Source organism: Methylobacterium sp. Gmos3 (assembly GCF_056430985.1).
In genome coordinates, this window is record NZ_JBWJYL010000009.1 from 164,446 (window position 1) to 179,816 (window position 15,371).

Genomic DNA, 15,371 nt, shown 5'->3' on the forward strand with positions numbered 1-15,371 from the left:
TTCTCGATGGATAACGATTTGCGATGCCTCTCGCGCGAGGAGCTTGAGGAAGAGGTCCGCCGCCTAAGGGCGAAGCTGGCCGACCGACCGGACCACGGCCCGAGCCCATCCGACCAGCAGCCACGCCCGGCATCGACCGACACCGACGTGTTGTTCTCCGCCGTCGACAAGACCGGCCTGCCGATGATCCTCACGGATCCCAACCAGGACGACGACCCGATCGTCTTCACCAACCGGGCTTTCCTCGACCTCACGGGCTACGGCATTGAGGAGGTCGTCGGGCGAAACTGCCGCTTTCTCCAGGGACCGGACACCGAGCCGGACCGCGTCGACGCCATTCGCACCGCCCTCCGAGAAAACCGCGACCTCACCGTCGAGATCACCAACCACCGTCGCGACGGCACGCCCTTCGTCAACGCCCTGTTCGTCGGCCCCGTCTTCGATGGCGAGGGACGGCTGCGCTATCGGTTCGGCAGCCAGATCGACGTCACCGAGGCGCACCGCAACCGAGAGCGCCTAGCCGAGAGCGAGGCACGCCAACGCGCCATCTTCGACAGCGCCAGCGAGATGGCGATCATCGTCACCGACACCTCTGGCACGGTGACCGACTGGAACGTCGGTGCCACGCGCATTCTGGGCTGGTCGGCCGAGGAGATGTGCGGGCAGCCCATCGAGCGGATCTTCACGCCCGAGGATCGAACGACCGGTCAGATGCGCAAGGAGATGGACGGCGTCCTCCGCGACGGCCATGCCGAGGACATGCGCTGGCATCTGCGCAAGGACGGCGGCCGGTTCTACGCGGTCGGCGACATGACCTCGCTGCGGGGGCTCGACGGGACACACCGGGGCTTCGTCAAGGCGTTCAGCGACCGCACGCAGGAGCGCAACCTCGCCACCAAGGAACAGGCCGACGCCGAATTCATGCGCAGCGTCCTGGCGTCGTCCGCCGACTGCATCAAGGTGCTCGACCTCGACGGCGGCCTGACCTTCATGAGCGAAGGCGGCATGAAGGTGATGGAAATCAGCGACTTCAATCACATCAAGGGATGCCCATGGCCGAGCTTCTGGCAGGGCCAGGGGAATGCCGATGCCCTGGCGGCCTTGGCCACGGCCCGGGACGGGGGGATCGGCCATTTCCAGGGGGGCGCGGACACCTTCCTCGGCAACGCCAAATGGTGGGATGTCCAGGTGACGCCGATCTTCGGCCCTGACGGGCGGCCGGAGCGGATACTGTCCGTGTCGCGCGACATCACCGAGCAGAAGTCGTTCGAGGAGCGCCTCGCGGCGAGCGAGGCCCATTGGCGCGACCTGTTCGAGCGCTTGAGCGAGGGCTTCCTCGTCGGCGAGGTCGTGCGCGATCCGACCGGTCGCATCACGGATTGGCGCTACCTCGACGTCAACTCCGCATGGGGCCGGCTCGTGGGCATCGCATCGGACAGCGTCGTGGGACGCACGATCCGCGAGGTGTTTCCGGGTATCCAGGATGCCTGGGTCGACGAGTTCGCCGACGTGGTCGAGACCGGAGAGCCGATGACGTTCATCCGACAGGTCGGCACCCTGGCGCGGTGGTACGAGGGCCGGGCCTTCCCGCTCGGGAGCGAGCGCTTCGGCGTGATCTTCCTTGAGGTGACGGAGCGGGTGGAGGCCGATGCACGTCGCAACGGCCTCTTGGAGCTCGGGGAACGGCTGAGGGCCGACATCGGCACAAACGCGATAGCGAAGGCGGGCGCCGCCGTTCTCGGGCGCGTGCTCGGTGTCGGCCGGGTCGGCTACGGCACGGTGGGACCCGACGGCGAAAGCTTCGTGGTCGAGGAGGACTGGACCGCTGCGGGATTCCCGACGCTGGCCGGCCGCTACCGCATGGACGATTACGGCCTCTATGCCGAGGACCTCCGGCAGGGACGGACGGTCGTTATCCCGAACGTACGCGAGGATCCCCGTACCGCCGCCTCAGCCGCGACCTTGGAGGTGGTCTCCGTCCGCACGCTCGTCAACGTTCCCGTCGTCGAGAAGGGCCGGACGGTGGCGGTACTTTATGTGAACGACGACCGCCCGCGGACCTGGGGCGATCCGGAGGTCGCGTTCGTCCGCCAGATCGCCGAGCTGACCCGCCAGGCCGTCGAGCGGCGGCGTGCCGAGGAGCGGCAGGACCTGCTGAACCACGAACTCTCCCACCGCCTCAAGAACACGATGGCGATGGTCGTGAGCATCGCGCATCAGACGCTGCGGTCCGTCCCGGAGCGCGAGCCGGTGGAGGCATTCCAGAAGCGCATCCAGGCTTTGGCCTCGGCCCACGACCTGTTGCTGCGCAAGGACTGGACGGCGGCGGACCTTCGGACCGTGTGCCGAGAGGTACTCGGCACCGCGGCCGAGGCCCGCCGCTTCACGCTCGATGGCCCCGACGTTTCGCTCGGCCCCAGTGCCGCGCTGTCGGCGTCGCTGCTGCTTCACGAGCTGGCAACCAATGCGGCCAAGTACGGCAGCCTGTCCGGCGAGGAAGGCCAGGTCGAGTTGCGGTGGTGGATCGACGGCACGACGGGGGAGCCGGGGTTGGTGCTGCGATGGCGCGAGCACGGCGGCCCACCCGTGACGGCGCCGACCCGAAAGGGCTTCGGGTCGCGCCTAATCCGCACGGGCCTAGTCGGAACGGGCGAGGTCGACGTTACATACGACAGGGACGGGGTGATCGCGGTGATGCGTGCACCGATGGTCGAGGTGCAGCGCTCATGACGACGACCGAGGTGGACTGCGACGGAGTACGACCGGTCGTGCTAGTGCTTCAGGACGAGCCTATCCTGGCAGGGATCATGCGGGACTTCGTCGAGGAGGCGGGGTGCGACGCGGTCGTGGTGCGCACCGCCCAGGCCGCGGTCCGCACCCTGGAGGAGCGTACGGACATCCGGGTGGTGTTCGCCGATCTCGATGTGCGCGGCTCGACCACCGGGCTGAAGCTGGTGGCGATGATCCGCGACCGGTGGCCTCCCATCGAGCTGGTCCTGACGGGTGCCCTGGCGCCGGACCTCGACGCCATCCCGGCGCGGGGCGTGTTCTGCGACAAGCCCTTCCGCGAGGGCAAGGTGATCTCGGCAATCCGTAGCTTCGCCGCGTGAGCCAACCGACCTGATGACGTGCGAGATCGAGGCCTTCCTTGACGGTCGGTCGATGACCGCACTGATGCCGCCGCTGCCGGGCGAGGCGGTCGACGAATACGCCGACCGGGCCACGAGGGAGCCCTTCGCCCCCTACATCGTCGAAGGGCCGGACACGGGGATGGCCGACGTCTGAACCGCGAGCGGCCCCTCCGGGCATCCGTATTGGCTTTCGTGCGTAGTCGAGGACCGATGGAGGTGACCATGCCGGATGACAAGGACCGCAGGGACGAGGCGCCGGAACCGGCCGAGGACCTCGGCTTGCCGACGCCCCCGAGCCCGGGGCGTGTGCCCCCGCCACACTTGCCGCCCCCTCCGGAGGACGAAGGATCCCCCGTCGAGCCTCGCCCCGGCGGCCCGACCCGCGGTGGCGTGGCGTAGGGTAGGGGCGTTACCATCGCTCCGATGCGTGGGCGCGACCGGGTTGACCGGCCACGGTCGCGTGGGCATCTGCCGGGCGGAAGCTAAGGTTCGGGGCGGGAAGCCGGGTGTTGGCGATGCGCGACGGGACGCATGCGTTGAGGCTTCGCTTGCTGGACGAGGCGGTCGGGCGCGAGGATCACGCCGACGCGCTGGCCGAGCTGGCCGCCGGCCTGTCCCCGGAAGTCCACGTGCCAACGTTGCGGGTGCTGGCCCGCAGCCAGCGTATTCGCGCCATGGAACTGCGCGGCCGGGCTGCGGCCTTGGTCCGTCAAGGCGCGTCCGGCGGCCGGCCGGTCGGCCGATGACCCGGTCCCGGCGCCGCCCTCGCGATGCGTTCGGTCCCGTTTGGCACGCCCGGGTCCGGGTCGGATGGCGAACGCCGGGCGACCCCAGCCGGTGGGGCGCCCGCCTCGTTCCAAGCTTCGCAGGCCTGCCTCGTCTTGGCCGCTTAATGGGCCACGACATGCTGCTCAACGGACCGCCGGGGTCGGGCAAGTCGATGCTCGCCGCGCGCCTGCCCTCGATCCTGCCGCCGCTCGGTCCCCGTGAACTCCTCGACATCGCCATGGTGCGCTCGGTGGCCGGCGGGCTGAAGGGCGGCGCCCTGTCGAACCGGCGCCCGTTCCGCCAGCCGCACCATTCCGCCTCCATGGCGGCGCTGGTCGGCGGCGGCCACGGCGCCCGGCCGGGGGAGGTGTCGCTCGCCCATGGCGGCGTGCTGTTCCTCGACGAGTTGCCGGAATTCAGCCCGCAGGTACTCGATTCGCTGCGCCAGCCCCTGGAGACGGGCACGGTGATGATCGCGCGGGCGAACCACCGCGTGACCTACCCAGCCCGGTTCCAGCTGGTCGCGGCGATGAACCCCTGCCGCTGCGGGCACGGGTTGGATCCCGGCTATGCCTGTCGGAAGGGGCCGAACGAGCGCTGCATGGCGCAGTATCAGGCCCGCATCTCCGGCCCGCTCCTCGATCGGATCGACCTGCGTATCGAGGTGCCGGCGGTCTCGGCGGCGGATCTGATCCTGCCCGCGCCCAGCGAGGGATCGGCCGAGGCGGCCTCCCGCGTCGCCGCCGCCCGCGCCCGGCAGACGGCCCGCTACGCGGAGTACGGCCTGCCGCCGGAGACGACGAACGCGACCTGTCCGGCCAAGGTGATCGAGGCGGTGGCGAGCCCGGACGCGCCGGGCACGGCGCTCATTCGGCAGGCGGCCGAGACGATGCGCCTCTCGGCTCGCAGCTTCCACCGGGTGCTGCGGGTCGCGCGCACCCTGGCCGATCTCGACGGCGAGGGGCCGGTGCGGCGGCTGCACCTCGCGGAGGCGCTGTCCTACCGGGGGAGGAGCGACGGAACGGTGTGAAGGGCCGGCTTACTCCGCCGGGGCGGCATCCTCGGCACCGGCCTTCTCGGCCGGCGGCTCGGCGCTCGCCACGGCCTTGCGCTCCAGCATCGGCTGAAGCCGCTCGGCGAGCTGCTTGTCGAGATGCTTCGCGTAGGCGCCCTTGAAGTAGCGCTCGCCGGTCTTGGCGCCGAACAGGCGGTCATGCGCCTGGATCATCGCCGCGACCTCGGGCCGGCACAGGAAGCCGGTGACGGAGGCCGCCTCGTACCAATGGCCGGCGCGGGCCTCGCGGATCGCCTTCGGGTTCGACATCACCGTCTCGGCGAAGCAATCGGTCGCGGCCTGCCGCAGGGGCGACATCACCGTTTCCGCCGCGGCGGCGTCGGGGGCTTTCACGGCTCGCTGCGGGCGGGCCTCCGCGCTTGTCACGAGAGCGAGGACGGCGAGCGTGGCGAGGATCGGGGACTTCATGCGGGGCGGCCTCGTCGGGTGTCCGAACCGGGTTTCAAGATCCCCCCGGATTGCGTCGGGAACAGGGCCAGGGCGCGGTGCCGGCGTGACATGCGAAATGCGCCGGCACCGCGAGGCGGGCGGGCGGGCGCGGCGATGCCCCGGACGCGGTGAGCCGAATGGCTCATCGCGCCGCTCGGCCCCGACTCAGCGGGGCGCGGACCGAAGCGCCCGGCGGATCGCATCGTCGAGCAACGCCAGAAGATCGCATCCGACATGCAGGAAGGCGTGGACACCCGCCGCCTTGAGGGGCGCTTCCAGTTCGGCCGGGCGCCCGGCGAGGTAGATCGTCCCGGCGCCGGCGGCCGCCAGCGCCTCGGCCGCCTCCACCGCCTTCTCGGCATAGACCGTATCGGACGAGCACAGGCAGACGAGGGGGGCGCCGGAGGCCTTGTAGGCCTCGACCAGGGCGGCCGTGTCGGCGAAGCCGTCGTTCGACAGGGCCTCGATGCCCCCCGCCGCGAAGGCGTTGGCGGCGAAGCTCGCGCGGGTGTTGAAGGCGGCCAGCGGCCCGAGATTGGCCAGGAACACGCTCGGCCGGCGCCCGGCCTTGGCGAGCGCGGCGTCCGAGGCGTCGCGCAGGGTCTCGAACGGCTCCGCCAGACGCTGCGAGGGCAGGGGATCGCAGGCCACCGCCGCGCCCGTCCCGAAATTCGCGGGCTTGCCCGGCGCGACCGGCGGCACGTCAAGGACGGCGACCGGCTTCTCGGCGAGGTTCGGGAACTCGGTGGCGCCGGTCAGCGGCATCCGCCGCGTGGCGACCGCCTTCGTGCGGGCCTCGCGCACCGCCTCGATCCGGCGCTGGATCTTGCCGACGCTGAGGGAGGCGACGATGCCGCCCTCGCCCTCGATGGCCCGGAAGGCGTCCCAGGCGGCCTCGGCGATCTGGTCGGCCAAGGCCTCGAACCCGCCCGCGCCCGCCGCCGGGTCGCTCACCCGGCCGAGATGCGATTCCTCGATCAGGACGATCTGGCTGTTGCGGCCCACGCGCCGCGCGAAGGCGTCCGGCAGGCCGAGCGCCTGGGTGTAGGGCAATACGCAGACCGCATCGGCCCCGCCCATGCCGGCGGCGGCGGCGGCCATGCCGGTGCGCAGGATGTTGGTGAAGGGGTCGCGCTTGGTCATCATGCGCCACGCCGTCTCGGCATGGATGCGCAGGGGCTTCGGCTCGAGGCCGCAGGCCTGCTCCACCCGCGCCCACAGCCGGCGCATGGCGCGGAACTTCGCCAGCGTCACGAACTCGTCGGCATCGGCCACGAGGAGCACGGCGATCCGGTCGCGGGCCGTGTCGAGGTCGTGGCCGGCGGCTTCGAGGGCGCGCAGATAGGCGAGGGCGGTGGCGAGCACCGCGCCGAGTTCGGCGGCCTCGCCGGCCCCGGCCTCGTGATACGGGCGCCCGTCCGCCAGGAAGGCGCGGCCGGTGAAGCCGGCTGCGTCCAGTTCGGCGACGGCTGCGGCGAGTTGGGGGGCGATCTCCTTCCACACGGCGCCGAGGCTGCCGGTGGCGGCGAGGACGCCCACGGGGTCGATGCCGAGATCGAGATCGTAGGAGGCCAGATCCTCGCCCCGCGCGGCGGCGAGGTCGCGGATCCAGCGGGCGGCGTCGAGGCCTCGCCCGCCCGCGTCGAGGCGCAGGCTCACGATGGGCAGCATCACGCCCGCGAGCGCGGCGTCGAGCCCGGCGGCATCGGTCACGGTCAGGCCGTAGCCGCGCGCACCCGGCGCCCCGGCGAAGGCGAGGACGAGGGCGTCCGCGCCGCCTTCGAGGTCGGTCATCACCTGACGGGCGGCGGCGGCGGGATCGGGATGGTCGACGCGCTGGGCGATCTTCCAGGGGCCGGGCGCCCGCACCGGCTGCGCCGTCGGCTCGGCGGCGGCGTAGAGCGGCTCGATGCGCAGCCCGTCGGCGGTCTTGGAAACGAGCTTCTTTTCGAAATCCGCGCCCTTCAGCGCGGTCTCGACCAGGGAGAGCCACCGCTTGCGGTCGGCCGGCTCGAAAAGATCGGCGAGCGGTCTGTCTTCCATCGGTTCGGCCGAGCCCCCCTCAAGGCGCTCCGTGCCGAAGGTCGGCCGGCGGGGAGCGCGTCGCAGCATGGATGCCGCGGTTCAACCGCCGCGGTCATTTCGCTGCGTCGCACGAGAACCCGTTCCGATGCAATTCCCCTTCCGGCCGCCCTGACCTCAGCCCAGGATGATGAGCCCCGCGAGGCCGAGCGCCCCGACGATGATGCGCCACCACGCGAACAGCCGGAACCCGTGCTGCGACACGTAATCGAGCAGCACCCGCACGACGAACAGGGCCGAGATGAAGGAGACGACGAAGCCGATCGCGATCAGCCCGACATCGTTGCTCGACAGGTTCTTGTAATTGTCGAGGAGGTCCTTCGCGAAGGCGCCGGCCATGGTCGGCATCGCGAGGTAGAACGAGAATTCGGTGGCGGAACGCTTGTCCGCGCCCATCAGCATCGCGCCGACGATGGTGGCGCCCGAGCGCGACACGCCGGGGATCATCGCGAGGCACTGGAAGACGCCGATCTTGAAGTCCATCGGCAGGGTGAAGTCGTAGACGTCGGTCTTCTTCACCTCGAGGTCGGTGTCGTCGATCACGAGGAGGACGAGGCCGCCGGCTACCAGGGTCGCGCAGACGATCCACGGGTTGAACAGGTAGGCCTTGATCAGCTTCGAGAAGAGGCCGCCGATGACCGCCGCCGGCAGGAAGGCGACGAGGATGCCGATGATGAAGCGGCGGGCCTGCGGGTTGTGCGGCGCGGCGGTGGCGATGTTCAGGAGCCGGCGGAAATACACCGCCAGGATCGCCAGGATCGCGCCGAGCTGGATCAGCACTTCGAACGTGTTGTTGGGCGAATGGAAGCCGATGAAATGGCCGACCAGAAGTTGGTGCCCGGTGGAGGAGACGGGAATGAACTCCGTCGCGCCTTCCACGAGGCCGAGCAGAACCGCTTTCCCGATGCTGACCGGATCCATGCCTGCCCTCGCGCCTTCCGGCGCACGCACCAGGCGCCGCCCCACACCCATGACCGTCCCGGTTGCATCACCCATCGCGGTTGACGGGCGGTTACCGAGCTTGGCGACGCGTGTTAATGGGGCGGCAAGAAACCGGCAATAACGCTCGGACCGAAGCCCTGCCTGCCAGGGCGGATGGCGCGAGAGGGAGCCCCGCGCCGTGACCCGGCAAGTGACTGTCCCGTCCCCACTGCGGCTTCGATGGCGAACCTCTATCACTTCCCCTTTTGCGCCAATTCCCGCTTCATCCGGCTGATCATGGCCGAGATGGGCCTGGAGCCGCTCCTCATCGAGGAGCGCAGCTGGGACCGGCGCGACGAATTCCTGCTGATTAATCCGGCCGGCACGACGCCCGTCCTGCTGGAGCAATCGGGCACCGTCGTCCCGGGCGCGGGCGTCATCGCAGAATATCTCGACGAGACACGGGGGCTCGGCCTCAGCGGGCGGCGCCTCCTGCCGGAGGACCCGACCGGCCGCGTCGAGGTGCGCCGCCTGCTCGACTGGTTCCTGGTGAAGTTCGAGAACGAGGTGACCGGCTACCTCGTGGCCGAGAAGATCGCCAAGCGCTTCATGACCACGAGCCAGGGCGGCGGCCCGCCGGACATGAACGCCATCCGCGCCGCCCGCACCAACGTGCGCTACCACCTGAAATACATCGGCTATCTCATCGCCCGGCGGCGCTGGCTCGCGGGCGACGACCTGTCCTATGCCGATCTCGCGGCGGCGGCCCATCTCTCCTGCGTCGACTACCTCGGCGACGTGCCGTGGGAGGAGGACGAGATGGCCCGCAACTGGTATGCGCGGGTGAAGTCGCGGCCCTCCTTCCGCGCCATCCTCGCCGACCGGGTCGCCGGCATGCCGCCGGCCGCCCATTACGCGGATCTCGATTTCTGAGCGACAAGCGGTTCTTCCACGGCGAACGGTTGCGCCGGCTGGTCGAGGACAGGGCCCGCCACCTGGGCTTCTGCGGCCTGCGCATCACCCGGCCCGACCGCGTTCCCCATCTGCCCGAACGCCTCGCGCACTGGCTCGCCGAGGGCGCCCACGGCACCATGGACTGGATGGAGGAGCGCGCGGACCAGCGCGCCAGCCCCGTCGCCCTGTGGCCGGGGGTGCGCAGCATCCTCGTGGTCGCCATGAGCTACCGGCCGGAGGAGGATCCCCTGGCGCTCGTCGCCCGGCGCAGACACGGCGCCATCGCCGCCTATGCCCAGCGGCGCGATTATCACGAAGTGTTGAAGGGCAAGCTGAAGGAGCTGGGCGGCTACCTGTCGGCCAAGGCCGACGCGCGGGTGAAGGTTTTCTGCGACACCGCCCCCGTGATGGAGAAGGCGCTCGCCGAGGCGGCGGGGCTCGGCTGGCAGGGCAAGCACACGGTGCTGATCTCCCGCGAGGCCGGCAACTGGCTGCTCCTCGGGGCGATCTACACCAGCGCTGAGTTCGAGCCCGACGCGCCCGGCGTCGACCGCTGCGGCTCCTGCCGGGCCTGCCTCGACATCTGCCCCACCGACGCGCTGCCCGCGCCCTACCGGCTCGATGCGCGGCGCTGCATCTCCTACCTCACCATCGAGCACCAGGGGCCGATCCCGGCCGCGTTCCGCCCCGCCATCGGCAACCGGGTGTTCGGCTGCGACGATTGCCTCGCAATCTGTCCCTGGAACAAGTTCGCCCGGCAGGCCGCCGAGACGCGCCTGTCCGCCCGCGACGACCTCGCCGCGCCGGACCTGCGGACCCTCGCCGCCCTCGACGAGGCCGCTTTTCGGACGTTCTTTGCCGGAACCCCGGTGAAGCGCACGGGGCGCGACCGCTTCCTGCGCAACGTTCTCATCGCGCTGGGCAATTCCGATGAGCCCGGCCTCGCGCCGAGTGCGGTCGCGCGCTTGGCGGACGCTTCGCCGCTGGTGCGCGGCATGGCGGTCTGGGCCTGCGGCCGGCTGCTGGACGGGGACGCCCTGCGCGACCTGCACCGCCGCTTCGGGGCGGACGAGGCGGACGCCCATGTCCGCGAGGAATGGGCCTTCGCCCTTACACCACCCTGACGCGCCCCGCCGTCATTGCGAGCGAAGCGAAGCAATCCAGGGCTGCGCCACGCCTGGCAGAGGTCCCGCTACCCTGGGTTGCTTCGCTTCGCTCGCAAAGACCATGAGGGGCCGAAGCGCTGGACGCGACGGGGAAGCCTCCCCATCTGCGCCGCATCACGGAACAGGAGCGCAGACGTGAGCCACGACGAGCGGGGCGGCATGCCCAGCATGCACGCCACCACGATCCTGATGGTGCGGAAGGGCGGTCGCGTCGTCATCGGCGGCGACGGGCAGGTGAGCCTCGGCCAGACGATCGTGAAGGGCAATGCCCGCAAGGTGCGCAAGCTCGCCAAGGGCGCGGTGATCGGTGGCTTCGCCGGAGCGACGGCCGACGCCTTCACCCTGTTCGAGCGGCTGGAAGCCAAGCTGGAGCAGTATCCCGGCCAGCTTACCCGCGCCTGCGTGGAGCTGACGAAGGATTGGCGGACCGACCGCTACCTGCGCCGTCTGGAGGCGATGATGCTGGTGGCCGACCGCGACGTCAGCCTGCTGCTATCGGGCTCCGGCGACGTGCTGGAGCCGGAAAGCGGCGTGATGGCGATCGGCTCAGGCGGCAATTATGCCCTCGCCGCCGCGCGGGCGCTCGAGGACGGGGCGCTCGATGCCGAGGCGATCGTCCGCAAGGCAATGGGCATCGCGGCGGAGATCTGCGTCTACACCAACGGTAACCTCGTCATCGAGGCGCTGGACGAAGCGGCGCGGTAGCGCGCCGCCGGACGGCTCAGGCGACGGCGCGCGACCAGCGGATGTCGCCGAGCCCTTCGCGGAAGGCGAAGCGCAGGAGATGGTCCGAGACGACGTTCTCCAGGCGGGTGAGGTTCACCGGGTCGGCGCTCTCGATGCGCATCACGAGGGCGTCCGGCTCGGCATCCAGCGTGCACACGCGGTCGGTGCCGAAGGGGACGGTGCCGTGATCGGCGGTCGCCTCGACCTCGAACTTGTGGCTCCAGTGGCGGCAGAGCTGCTGCAGGTAACGGCTTGCCTCGGTGGTCTGCACGCGGGCCAGTGAAGAGGGCATCGGATGACTCCGGATCGATGGCGCTCGGCGGTCTGTCTCGCAACTGCGAAACGTCCGACGGCGAGAAGCAAGGGGCGGGCCTACTCTTCCAGAATAGCGGCCGTGCCCTCACCAGAAGGTCCAATCGACGCCTTAGCAACGGGTTAACGCCAAGGTTCGATTGCGGCAGGTGTGTCTGCCGCGTCCCCGTTCTCCGCCGTCAGGGGAGCTGAATTATGGCGCGGCGCACAAAAGTCGATCCCTGTCACGCACTCTCCGCAGGGGGCGGCACGACCTTGCCGGGGTTCAGCAGGCCCCTCGGGTCGAGGGCCGCCTTGATGTCGCGCATCAGGTCGAGGGCGACGGGCGGGGCGTAGCGGGCGAGTTCGTCGCGCTTGATGAGCCCAACCCCGTGCTCGGCCGCGATAGAGCCGCCGAGTTCGTGCACGATGTCGTGAACGATCCGGTTGAAGCGCGTCCAGTGGTCGAGGAACGCGGCCTTGTCCATGCCGACCGGCTGGCTGAGGTTGAAGTGGATGTTGCCGTCGCCGAAATGGCCGAAGCCGCAGGGGCGCAGGCCCGGCATGGCGGCGAGGCAGGCGGCATTGGCCCGTTCCAGGAACTCCGGCAGGCGGGCGAGGGGCACCGACACGTCGTGCTTGATCGAGCCGCCCTCGCGGGTCTGGGCCTCCGGCACGGCCTCGCGCAGGTCCCACAAGGCCTTCGCCTGCGCCCCGCCCGACGCAATGGCGGCATCGCCGATCATCCCCGCCTCCAAGGCTTCGCCGAGGGCCGATTCGAGATCGTGCCGCGCCTCGGAGCCCGGCCGGCAGGACGAGAACTCGACGAGGGCGTAGGCGCCGTGATCCCCGGAGAGGGGGCGCACCGTGCCTCGTCCATGACGGAGCGCCAGCTCGAGGGCGAAGGGCGGCAGGTATTCGAAGGCGGTGAGATCGCGGTCGGCCCGGTCGCGCAGGAACACGAACAGGTCGAGGGCGGCCCGCGCCGAGGCGAGGCCCACGAAGGCGACCCCGGTGGAGCGCGGCTTCGGGAACAGCCGCAGGGCGACGGCCGTGACGATGCCCAGCGTGCCCTCCGAGCCGATGAAGAGCTGCTTCAGGTCGTAGCCCGCATTGTCCTTGCGCAGGGCCTTCAGCCCGTTCCAGATCCGCCCGTCCGCCAGCACGACTTCGAGCCCGAGGGTCAGTTCGCGGGCATTGCCGTAGGCCAGCACGTTGAGCCCGCCCGCATTGGTGGCGATGCCCCCGCCGATCCGCGCCGAGCCGCGCGAGGCGTAGGTGAGGGGGAACAGCATCCCCGCCGCGTCGGCCGCCGCCTGCACGGTCTCGAGGATCGCGCCGGCCTCCACGATGATCGTCGCGCCGATGGGATCGATTGCCCGCACGGCCGTCAGCCGTTCCAGCGAGATCACCACGCCGCCCTGCGGCACGCCCCCGCCGGTGAGGCCGGTATTCCCGCCGAGCGCGACGAACGGCACCCCCGCCCCGGCGCAGAGCCGCACAGCGGCGGCGACCTCCTCCGTCGAGCCGGGCCGGAGCACGGCGGGCGTCGCGCCGTGGAAGAGCCCGCGCCGCTCGCTGAGATAGGGCGCCAGCAGATCAGGGTCGGTCAGGACGTGGCGGTCGCCAAGGGCACCGCGCAGGGCGTCGAGGAGAGCGGAGGGGGCGGGCTCGGTCATCGCATGAATTTTGCGCGCAGTGGCCCGCTCAGCAAGCCCGGCCGGATGGCGGCCCGTGGCGGATGGCTTACAACGAGGTTCGCGCCCGGCAGCATTCCAGCCGCAGGCGACGCGAAGACTTGAGGATCCCGATGCTCTCCGTCATCCAGAATCCGCCCCGGACCACCCTGCCCATCGTCGGCAGCCAGGATTTCTTCCCGGTCCGGCGGGTCTATTGCGTCGGGCGCAACTACGCCGCCCATGCCCGCGAGATGGGCGCCGACCCGGATCGCGAGCCGCCCTTCTTCTTCATGAAACCGGCCGATGCCCTCCAGATCATCGGCGCGGAGCCGACGCCGCATCCCTACCCGTCCAAGACCAGCAACTACCATTTCGAGGTGGAGATGGTGGCGGCGCTGTCCGGCGGGGGCACCGACATCCCGGTCGAGTCCGCCCTCGACCACGTCTACGGCTACGCGATCGGCCTCGACATGACCCGGCGCGACCTCCAGGAGGAAGCCAAGAAGATGTCCCGCCCCTGGGACACGGGCAAGGCGGCCGATTCCTCCGGCCCCATCGGCGCGCTGCATCCGGCCGCCCTGATCGGGCACCCCGACAAGGGGGCTATCACCCTGTCCGTCGACGGCACCGTGAAGCAGAAGGGCGACCTCGCGGACATGATCTGGTCGGTGGCCGAGCAGATCGCCTATCTCTCCCGCTACTTCGCCCTCCAGCCCGGCGACCTGATCTTCACCGGCACGCCCTCCGGCGTCGGTCCCGTGGAGCGTGGGCAGCGCATGGTCGCGGCCGTGGCGGGGCTCGGCGAAATCACCCTGGACGTCGTGTGACGAAGCGGCTGATCCTCGACCGCCCGGCCTTCCGCCGGCTGTTCTTCCTCGGCGCCCTCGCCACGCGGGGCGTCACCCTCGGGGTGCGCGGAATCGCCCTCGACGGGGAGGGGCGCGTGTACCTCGTGCGCCACACCTATCTCAGCGGCTGGCACCTGCCGGGCGGCGGCGTCGAGCGCGGCGAGACCGCCGAGGAGGCGATGGTGCGGGAATTCCGCGAGGAGGGGGAAATCCGCATCGAGGCGCCGTTGCGCCTCCTTGGCCTGTTCCACAACGTGGCGGGCACATCCCGCGACCACGTCGCCCTGTTCGTGGCTCCCGCCTTCACCGTTCTAGGGCCGAAGGCGCCGGATCGGGAGATCGCAGAAGGCGGCTTCTTCCCTGCCGCCGCCCCGCCGGAGGGCACGAGCCGGGGCACGGTGGCCCGGCTGCGGGAGTTCCGGGAGGGCCTTCCGCCAGCTTTGCAGTGGTGAGCCGGAAAACGGGCTTGCGTCGCCCGTCGGAATGGTGTTTAGAGAGCGCCGCCGGGGGCCGCCGGCACGGACTTCCGGGGCGGCCAACAGCATTGTGAGCGGGTGTAGCTCAGGGGTAGAGCACAACCTTGCCAAGGTTGGGGTCGAGGGTTCGAATCCCTTCGCCCGCTCCAGTTTTCCCAACCAGACGACCAGACTAACGATAAGCCGCCTTCGGGCGGCTTCGTCGTTTCTGGTTGGCTTCAACCGTGCCTTGCTTGCGGTGGCCGGGGGACGGACTTACCGTCTGCGCCATGGCAAGGCTCGATGATCCCGATGGCCGTGCGGCGGCCGCGACCCGGATGGATTTCGAGGTCAAGATCGCCAGGGATCGCGACCTCGGCGTCTGGTACGTTTCCGAGTCGGCGATCCCGGGTCTGAACGCCGAGGCCGCGACGTTCGACGAACTGGTGGAGATCATCACCGATCTCGTGCCCGATCTCGTGGCGGCCAACCACCTCGAGTCCGATGTTCCGGCGGGGCGTGGCATCCCGGTGCGCATCGAGCACCTCGTCCACGCCAAACTGGCCTCTGCCTGCTGAAACACGCACGTGGGCGGCAACCTCTACCCGGCGCTTGTGCGCCTACTCCTCGCAGCGCGCTGCGAATTGGTCCGCCAGGGCAAGGGCTCGCACGAGATCTGGCGAAGCCCCATCACCAAGCGGCACTTCACCGTTCCGAGGAACACGCAGGTCACCCACACCGCCAACGCCATCTTGAAGGATGCCGGCCTGCCGAAGGCATTCTGAGAGGCGGTGGCTCCTGACACCCGCGCGTCGGCGATGCGAAGGACGGCGGTATTCGATCTCC

At 70.3% G+C, this 15,371-nt stretch carries 16 protein-coding genes, 1 tRNA gene and 1 pseudogene; 13 read left to right on the top strand and 5 right to left on the bottom strand.

What is annotated here, in order from left to right; translation table 11 throughout:
- The first annotated feature begins 6 nt into the window (after positions 1-6).
- From ACS5Q7_RS19750 to ACS5Q7_RS19770, 5 genes and pseudogenes are all read left to right on the top strand, one after another.
- Entirely contained in the window at positions 7-2,730 is a 2,724-nt protein-coding gene (locus tag ACS5Q7_RS19750) for a PAS domain-containing sensor histidine kinase (RefSeq protein WP_478340967.1), read from the top strand.
- Between the two features lie 77 nt (positions 2,731-2,807).
- The gene (locus ACS5Q7_RS19755; RefSeq protein WP_478340968.1) at positions 2,808-3,110 is read left to right on the top strand and encodes a response regulator; all 303 of its coding nucleotides are present in this window, start codon (positions 2,808-2,810) and stop codon (positions 3,108-3,110) included.
- Between the two features lie 52 nt (positions 3,111-3,162).
- On the top strand, positions 3,163-3,285 hold the full coding sequence (locus ACS5Q7_RS19760) for a hypothetical protein (protein WP_478340969.1): 123 nt from the start codon (positions 3,163-3,165) through the stop codon (positions 3,283-3,285).
- Positions 3,286-3,640: 355 nt separating this feature from the next.
- Positions 3,641-3,877, top strand: coding sequence for a hypothetical protein (locus ACS5Q7_RS19765; protein WP_478340970.1), 237 nt, complete (start codon positions 3,641-3,643; stop codon positions 3,875-3,877).
- Positions 3,878-4,026: 149 nt separating this feature from the next.
- Positions 4,027-4,929: pseudogene (locus ACS5Q7_RS19770) on the top strand (YifB family Mg chelatase-like AAA ATPase); the annotation flags it as partial.
- Between the two features lie 9 nt (positions 4,930-4,938).
- Here ACS5Q7_RS19770 and ACS5Q7_RS19775 read toward each other — a convergent pair.
- The 3 genes from ACS5Q7_RS19775 to ACS5Q7_RS19785 all read right to left on the bottom strand — a co-directional run bounded on the left by ACS5Q7_RS19775 (position 4,939) and on the right by ACS5Q7_RS19785 (position 8,406).
- Positions 4,939-5,382: a hypothetical protein gene (locus ACS5Q7_RS19775; RefSeq protein ID WP_478340971.1), complete on the bottom strand. Its 444-nt coding sequence runs from the start codon at positions 5,380-5,382 to the stop codon at positions 4,939-4,941.
- A gap of 186 nt (positions 5,383-5,568) precedes the next feature.
- On the bottom strand, positions 5,569-7,446 hold the full coding sequence (locus tag ACS5Q7_RS19780; protein WP_478340972.1) for a methylmalonyl-CoA mutase family protein: 1,878 nt from the start codon (positions 7,444-7,446) through the stop codon (positions 5,569-5,571).
- Between the two features lie 156 nt (positions 7,447-7,602).
- Positions 7,603-8,406: an undecaprenyl-diphosphate phosphatase gene (locus ACS5Q7_RS19785; RefSeq protein ID WP_478340973.1), complete on the bottom strand. Its 804-nt coding sequence runs from the start codon at positions 8,404-8,406 to the stop codon at positions 7,603-7,605.
- Positions 8,407-8,646: 240 nt separating this feature from the next.
- Between ACS5Q7_RS19785 and ACS5Q7_RS19790 the strand changes: the two genes are divergently transcribed.
- From ACS5Q7_RS19790 to hslV, 3 genes are all read left to right on the top strand, one after another.
- Positions 8,647-9,339, top strand: a complete 693-nt coding sequence (locus ACS5Q7_RS19790; RefSeq protein ID WP_478340974.1) for a glutathione S-transferase family protein — start codon at positions 8,647-8,649, stop codon at positions 9,337-9,339.
- Positions 9,340-9,368: 29 nt separating this feature from the next.
- Positions 9,369-10,484, top strand: coding sequence for a tRNA epoxyqueuosine(34) reductase QueG (queG, locus tag ACS5Q7_RS19795; RefSeq protein WP_478340975.1), 1,116 nt, complete (start codon positions 9,369-9,371; stop codon positions 10,482-10,484).
- Between the two features lie 201 nt (positions 10,485-10,685).
- Positions 10,686-11,231, top strand: a complete 546-nt coding sequence (gene hslV, locus ACS5Q7_RS19800) for an ATP-dependent protease subunit HslV (protein ID WP_243959736.1) — start codon at positions 10,686-10,688, stop codon at positions 11,229-11,231.
- A gap of 16 nt (positions 11,232-11,247) precedes the next feature.
- Here the strand turns inward: hslV and ACS5Q7_RS19805 are convergent, their stop codons facing one another.
- Both ACS5Q7_RS19805 and ACS5Q7_RS19810 read right to left on the bottom strand, forming a co-directional pair.
- Positions 11,248-11,544: a DUF2218 domain-containing protein gene (locus tag ACS5Q7_RS19805; RefSeq protein WP_478340976.1), complete on the bottom strand. Its 297-nt coding sequence runs from the start codon at positions 11,542-11,544 to the stop codon at positions 11,248-11,250.
- Between the two features lie 244 nt (positions 11,545-11,788).
- Positions 11,789-13,222 carry an FAD-binding oxidoreductase gene (locus ACS5Q7_RS19810; protein ID WP_478340977.1) on the bottom strand — a complete coding sequence of 478 codons (1,434 nt, stop codon included), beginning with the start codon at positions 13,220-13,222 and terminating at the stop codon, positions 11,789-11,791.
- Positions 13,223-13,353: 131 nt separating this feature from the next.
- On the opposite strand from ACS5Q7_RS19810, the gene ACS5Q7_RS19815 reads away from it, so the two are divergent.
- The 5 genes from ACS5Q7_RS19815 to ACS5Q7_RS19835 all read left to right on the top strand — a co-directional run bounded on the left by ACS5Q7_RS19815 (position 13,354) and on the right by ACS5Q7_RS19835 (position 15,310).
- A complete protein-coding gene (locus ACS5Q7_RS19815; RefSeq protein WP_478340978.1) occupies positions 13,354-14,049 on the top strand; it encodes a fumarylacetoacetate hydrolase family protein in 696 nt (231 codons plus the stop codon).
- Positions 14,050-14,057: 8 nt separating this feature from the next.
- Positions 14,058-14,522, top strand: coding sequence for an NUDIX domain-containing protein (locus ACS5Q7_RS19820; RefSeq protein ID WP_478341138.1), 465 nt, complete (start codon positions 14,058-14,060; stop codon positions 14,520-14,522).
- Between the two features lie 98 nt (positions 14,523-14,620).
- Positions 14,621-14,695, top strand: a tRNA-Gly gene (locus ACS5Q7_RS19825).
- A 120-nt stretch (positions 14,696-14,815) separates the two neighbouring features.
- A complete protein-coding gene (locus tag ACS5Q7_RS19830; protein ID WP_478340979.1) occupies positions 14,816-15,103 on the top strand; it encodes a DUF1902 domain-containing protein in 288 nt (95 codons plus the stop codon).
- A gap of 9 nt (positions 15,104-15,112) precedes the next feature.
- Positions 15,113-15,310: a type II toxin-antitoxin system HicA family toxin gene (locus ACS5Q7_RS19835; protein WP_478340980.1), complete on the top strand. Its 198-nt coding sequence runs from the start codon at positions 15,113-15,115 to the stop codon at positions 15,308-15,310.
- Positions 15,311-15,371: the final 61 nt, after the last annotated feature.

What these genes read in the sequence shown, in the direction of transcription:
- ACS5Q7_RS19750 (WP_478340967.1), top strand. Translation starts at nt 7, where the DNA reads ATGGATAACGATTTGCGATGCCTCTCGCGCGAGGAGCTTGAGGAAGAG.
- ACS5Q7_RS19755 (WP_478340968.1), top strand. Translation starts at nt 2,808, where the DNA reads ATGCGGGACTTCGTCGAGGAGGCGGGGTGCGACGCGGTCGTGGTGCGC.
- ACS5Q7_RS19760 (WP_478340969.1), top strand. Translation starts at nt 3,163, where the DNA reads ATGACCGCACTGATGCCGCCGCTGCCGGGCGAGGCGGTCGACGAATAC.
- ACS5Q7_RS19775 (WP_478340971.1), bottom strand. Translation starts at nt 5,382, where the DNA reads ATGAAGTCCCCGATCCTCGCCACGCTCGCCGTCCTCGCTCTCGTGACA.
- ACS5Q7_RS19780 (WP_478340972.1), bottom strand. Translation starts at nt 7,446, where the DNA reads ATGGAAGACAGACCGCTCGCCGATCTTTTCGAGCCGGCCGACCGCAAG.
- ACS5Q7_RS19785 (WP_478340973.1), bottom strand. Translation starts at nt 8,406, where the DNA reads ATGGATCCGGTCAGCATCGGGAAAGCGGTTCTGCTCGGCCTCGTGGAA.
- ACS5Q7_RS19790 (WP_478340974.1), top strand. Translation starts at nt 8,647, where the DNA reads ATGGCGAACCTCTATCACTTCCCCTTTTGCGCCAATTCCCGCTTCATC.
- hslV (WP_243959736.1), top strand. Translation starts at nt 10,686, where the DNA reads ATGCCCAGCATGCACGCCACCACGATCCTGATGGTGCGGAAGGGCGGT.
- ACS5Q7_RS19805 (WP_478340976.1), bottom strand. Translation starts at nt 11,544, where the DNA reads ATGCCCTCTTCACTGGCCCGCGTGCAGACCACCGAGGCAAGCCGTTAC.
- ACS5Q7_RS19810 (WP_478340977.1), bottom strand. Translation starts at nt 13,222, where the DNA reads ATGACCGAGCCCGCCCCCTCCGCTCTCCTCGACGCCCTGCGCGGTGCC.
- ACS5Q7_RS19815 (WP_478340978.1), top strand. Translation starts at nt 13,354, where the DNA reads ATGCTCTCCGTCATCCAGAATCCGCCCCGGACCACCCTGCCCATCGTC.
- ACS5Q7_RS19830 (WP_478340979.1), top strand. Translation starts at nt 14,816, where the DNA reads ATGGCAAGGCTCGATGATCCCGATGGCCGTGCGGCGGCCGCGACCCGG.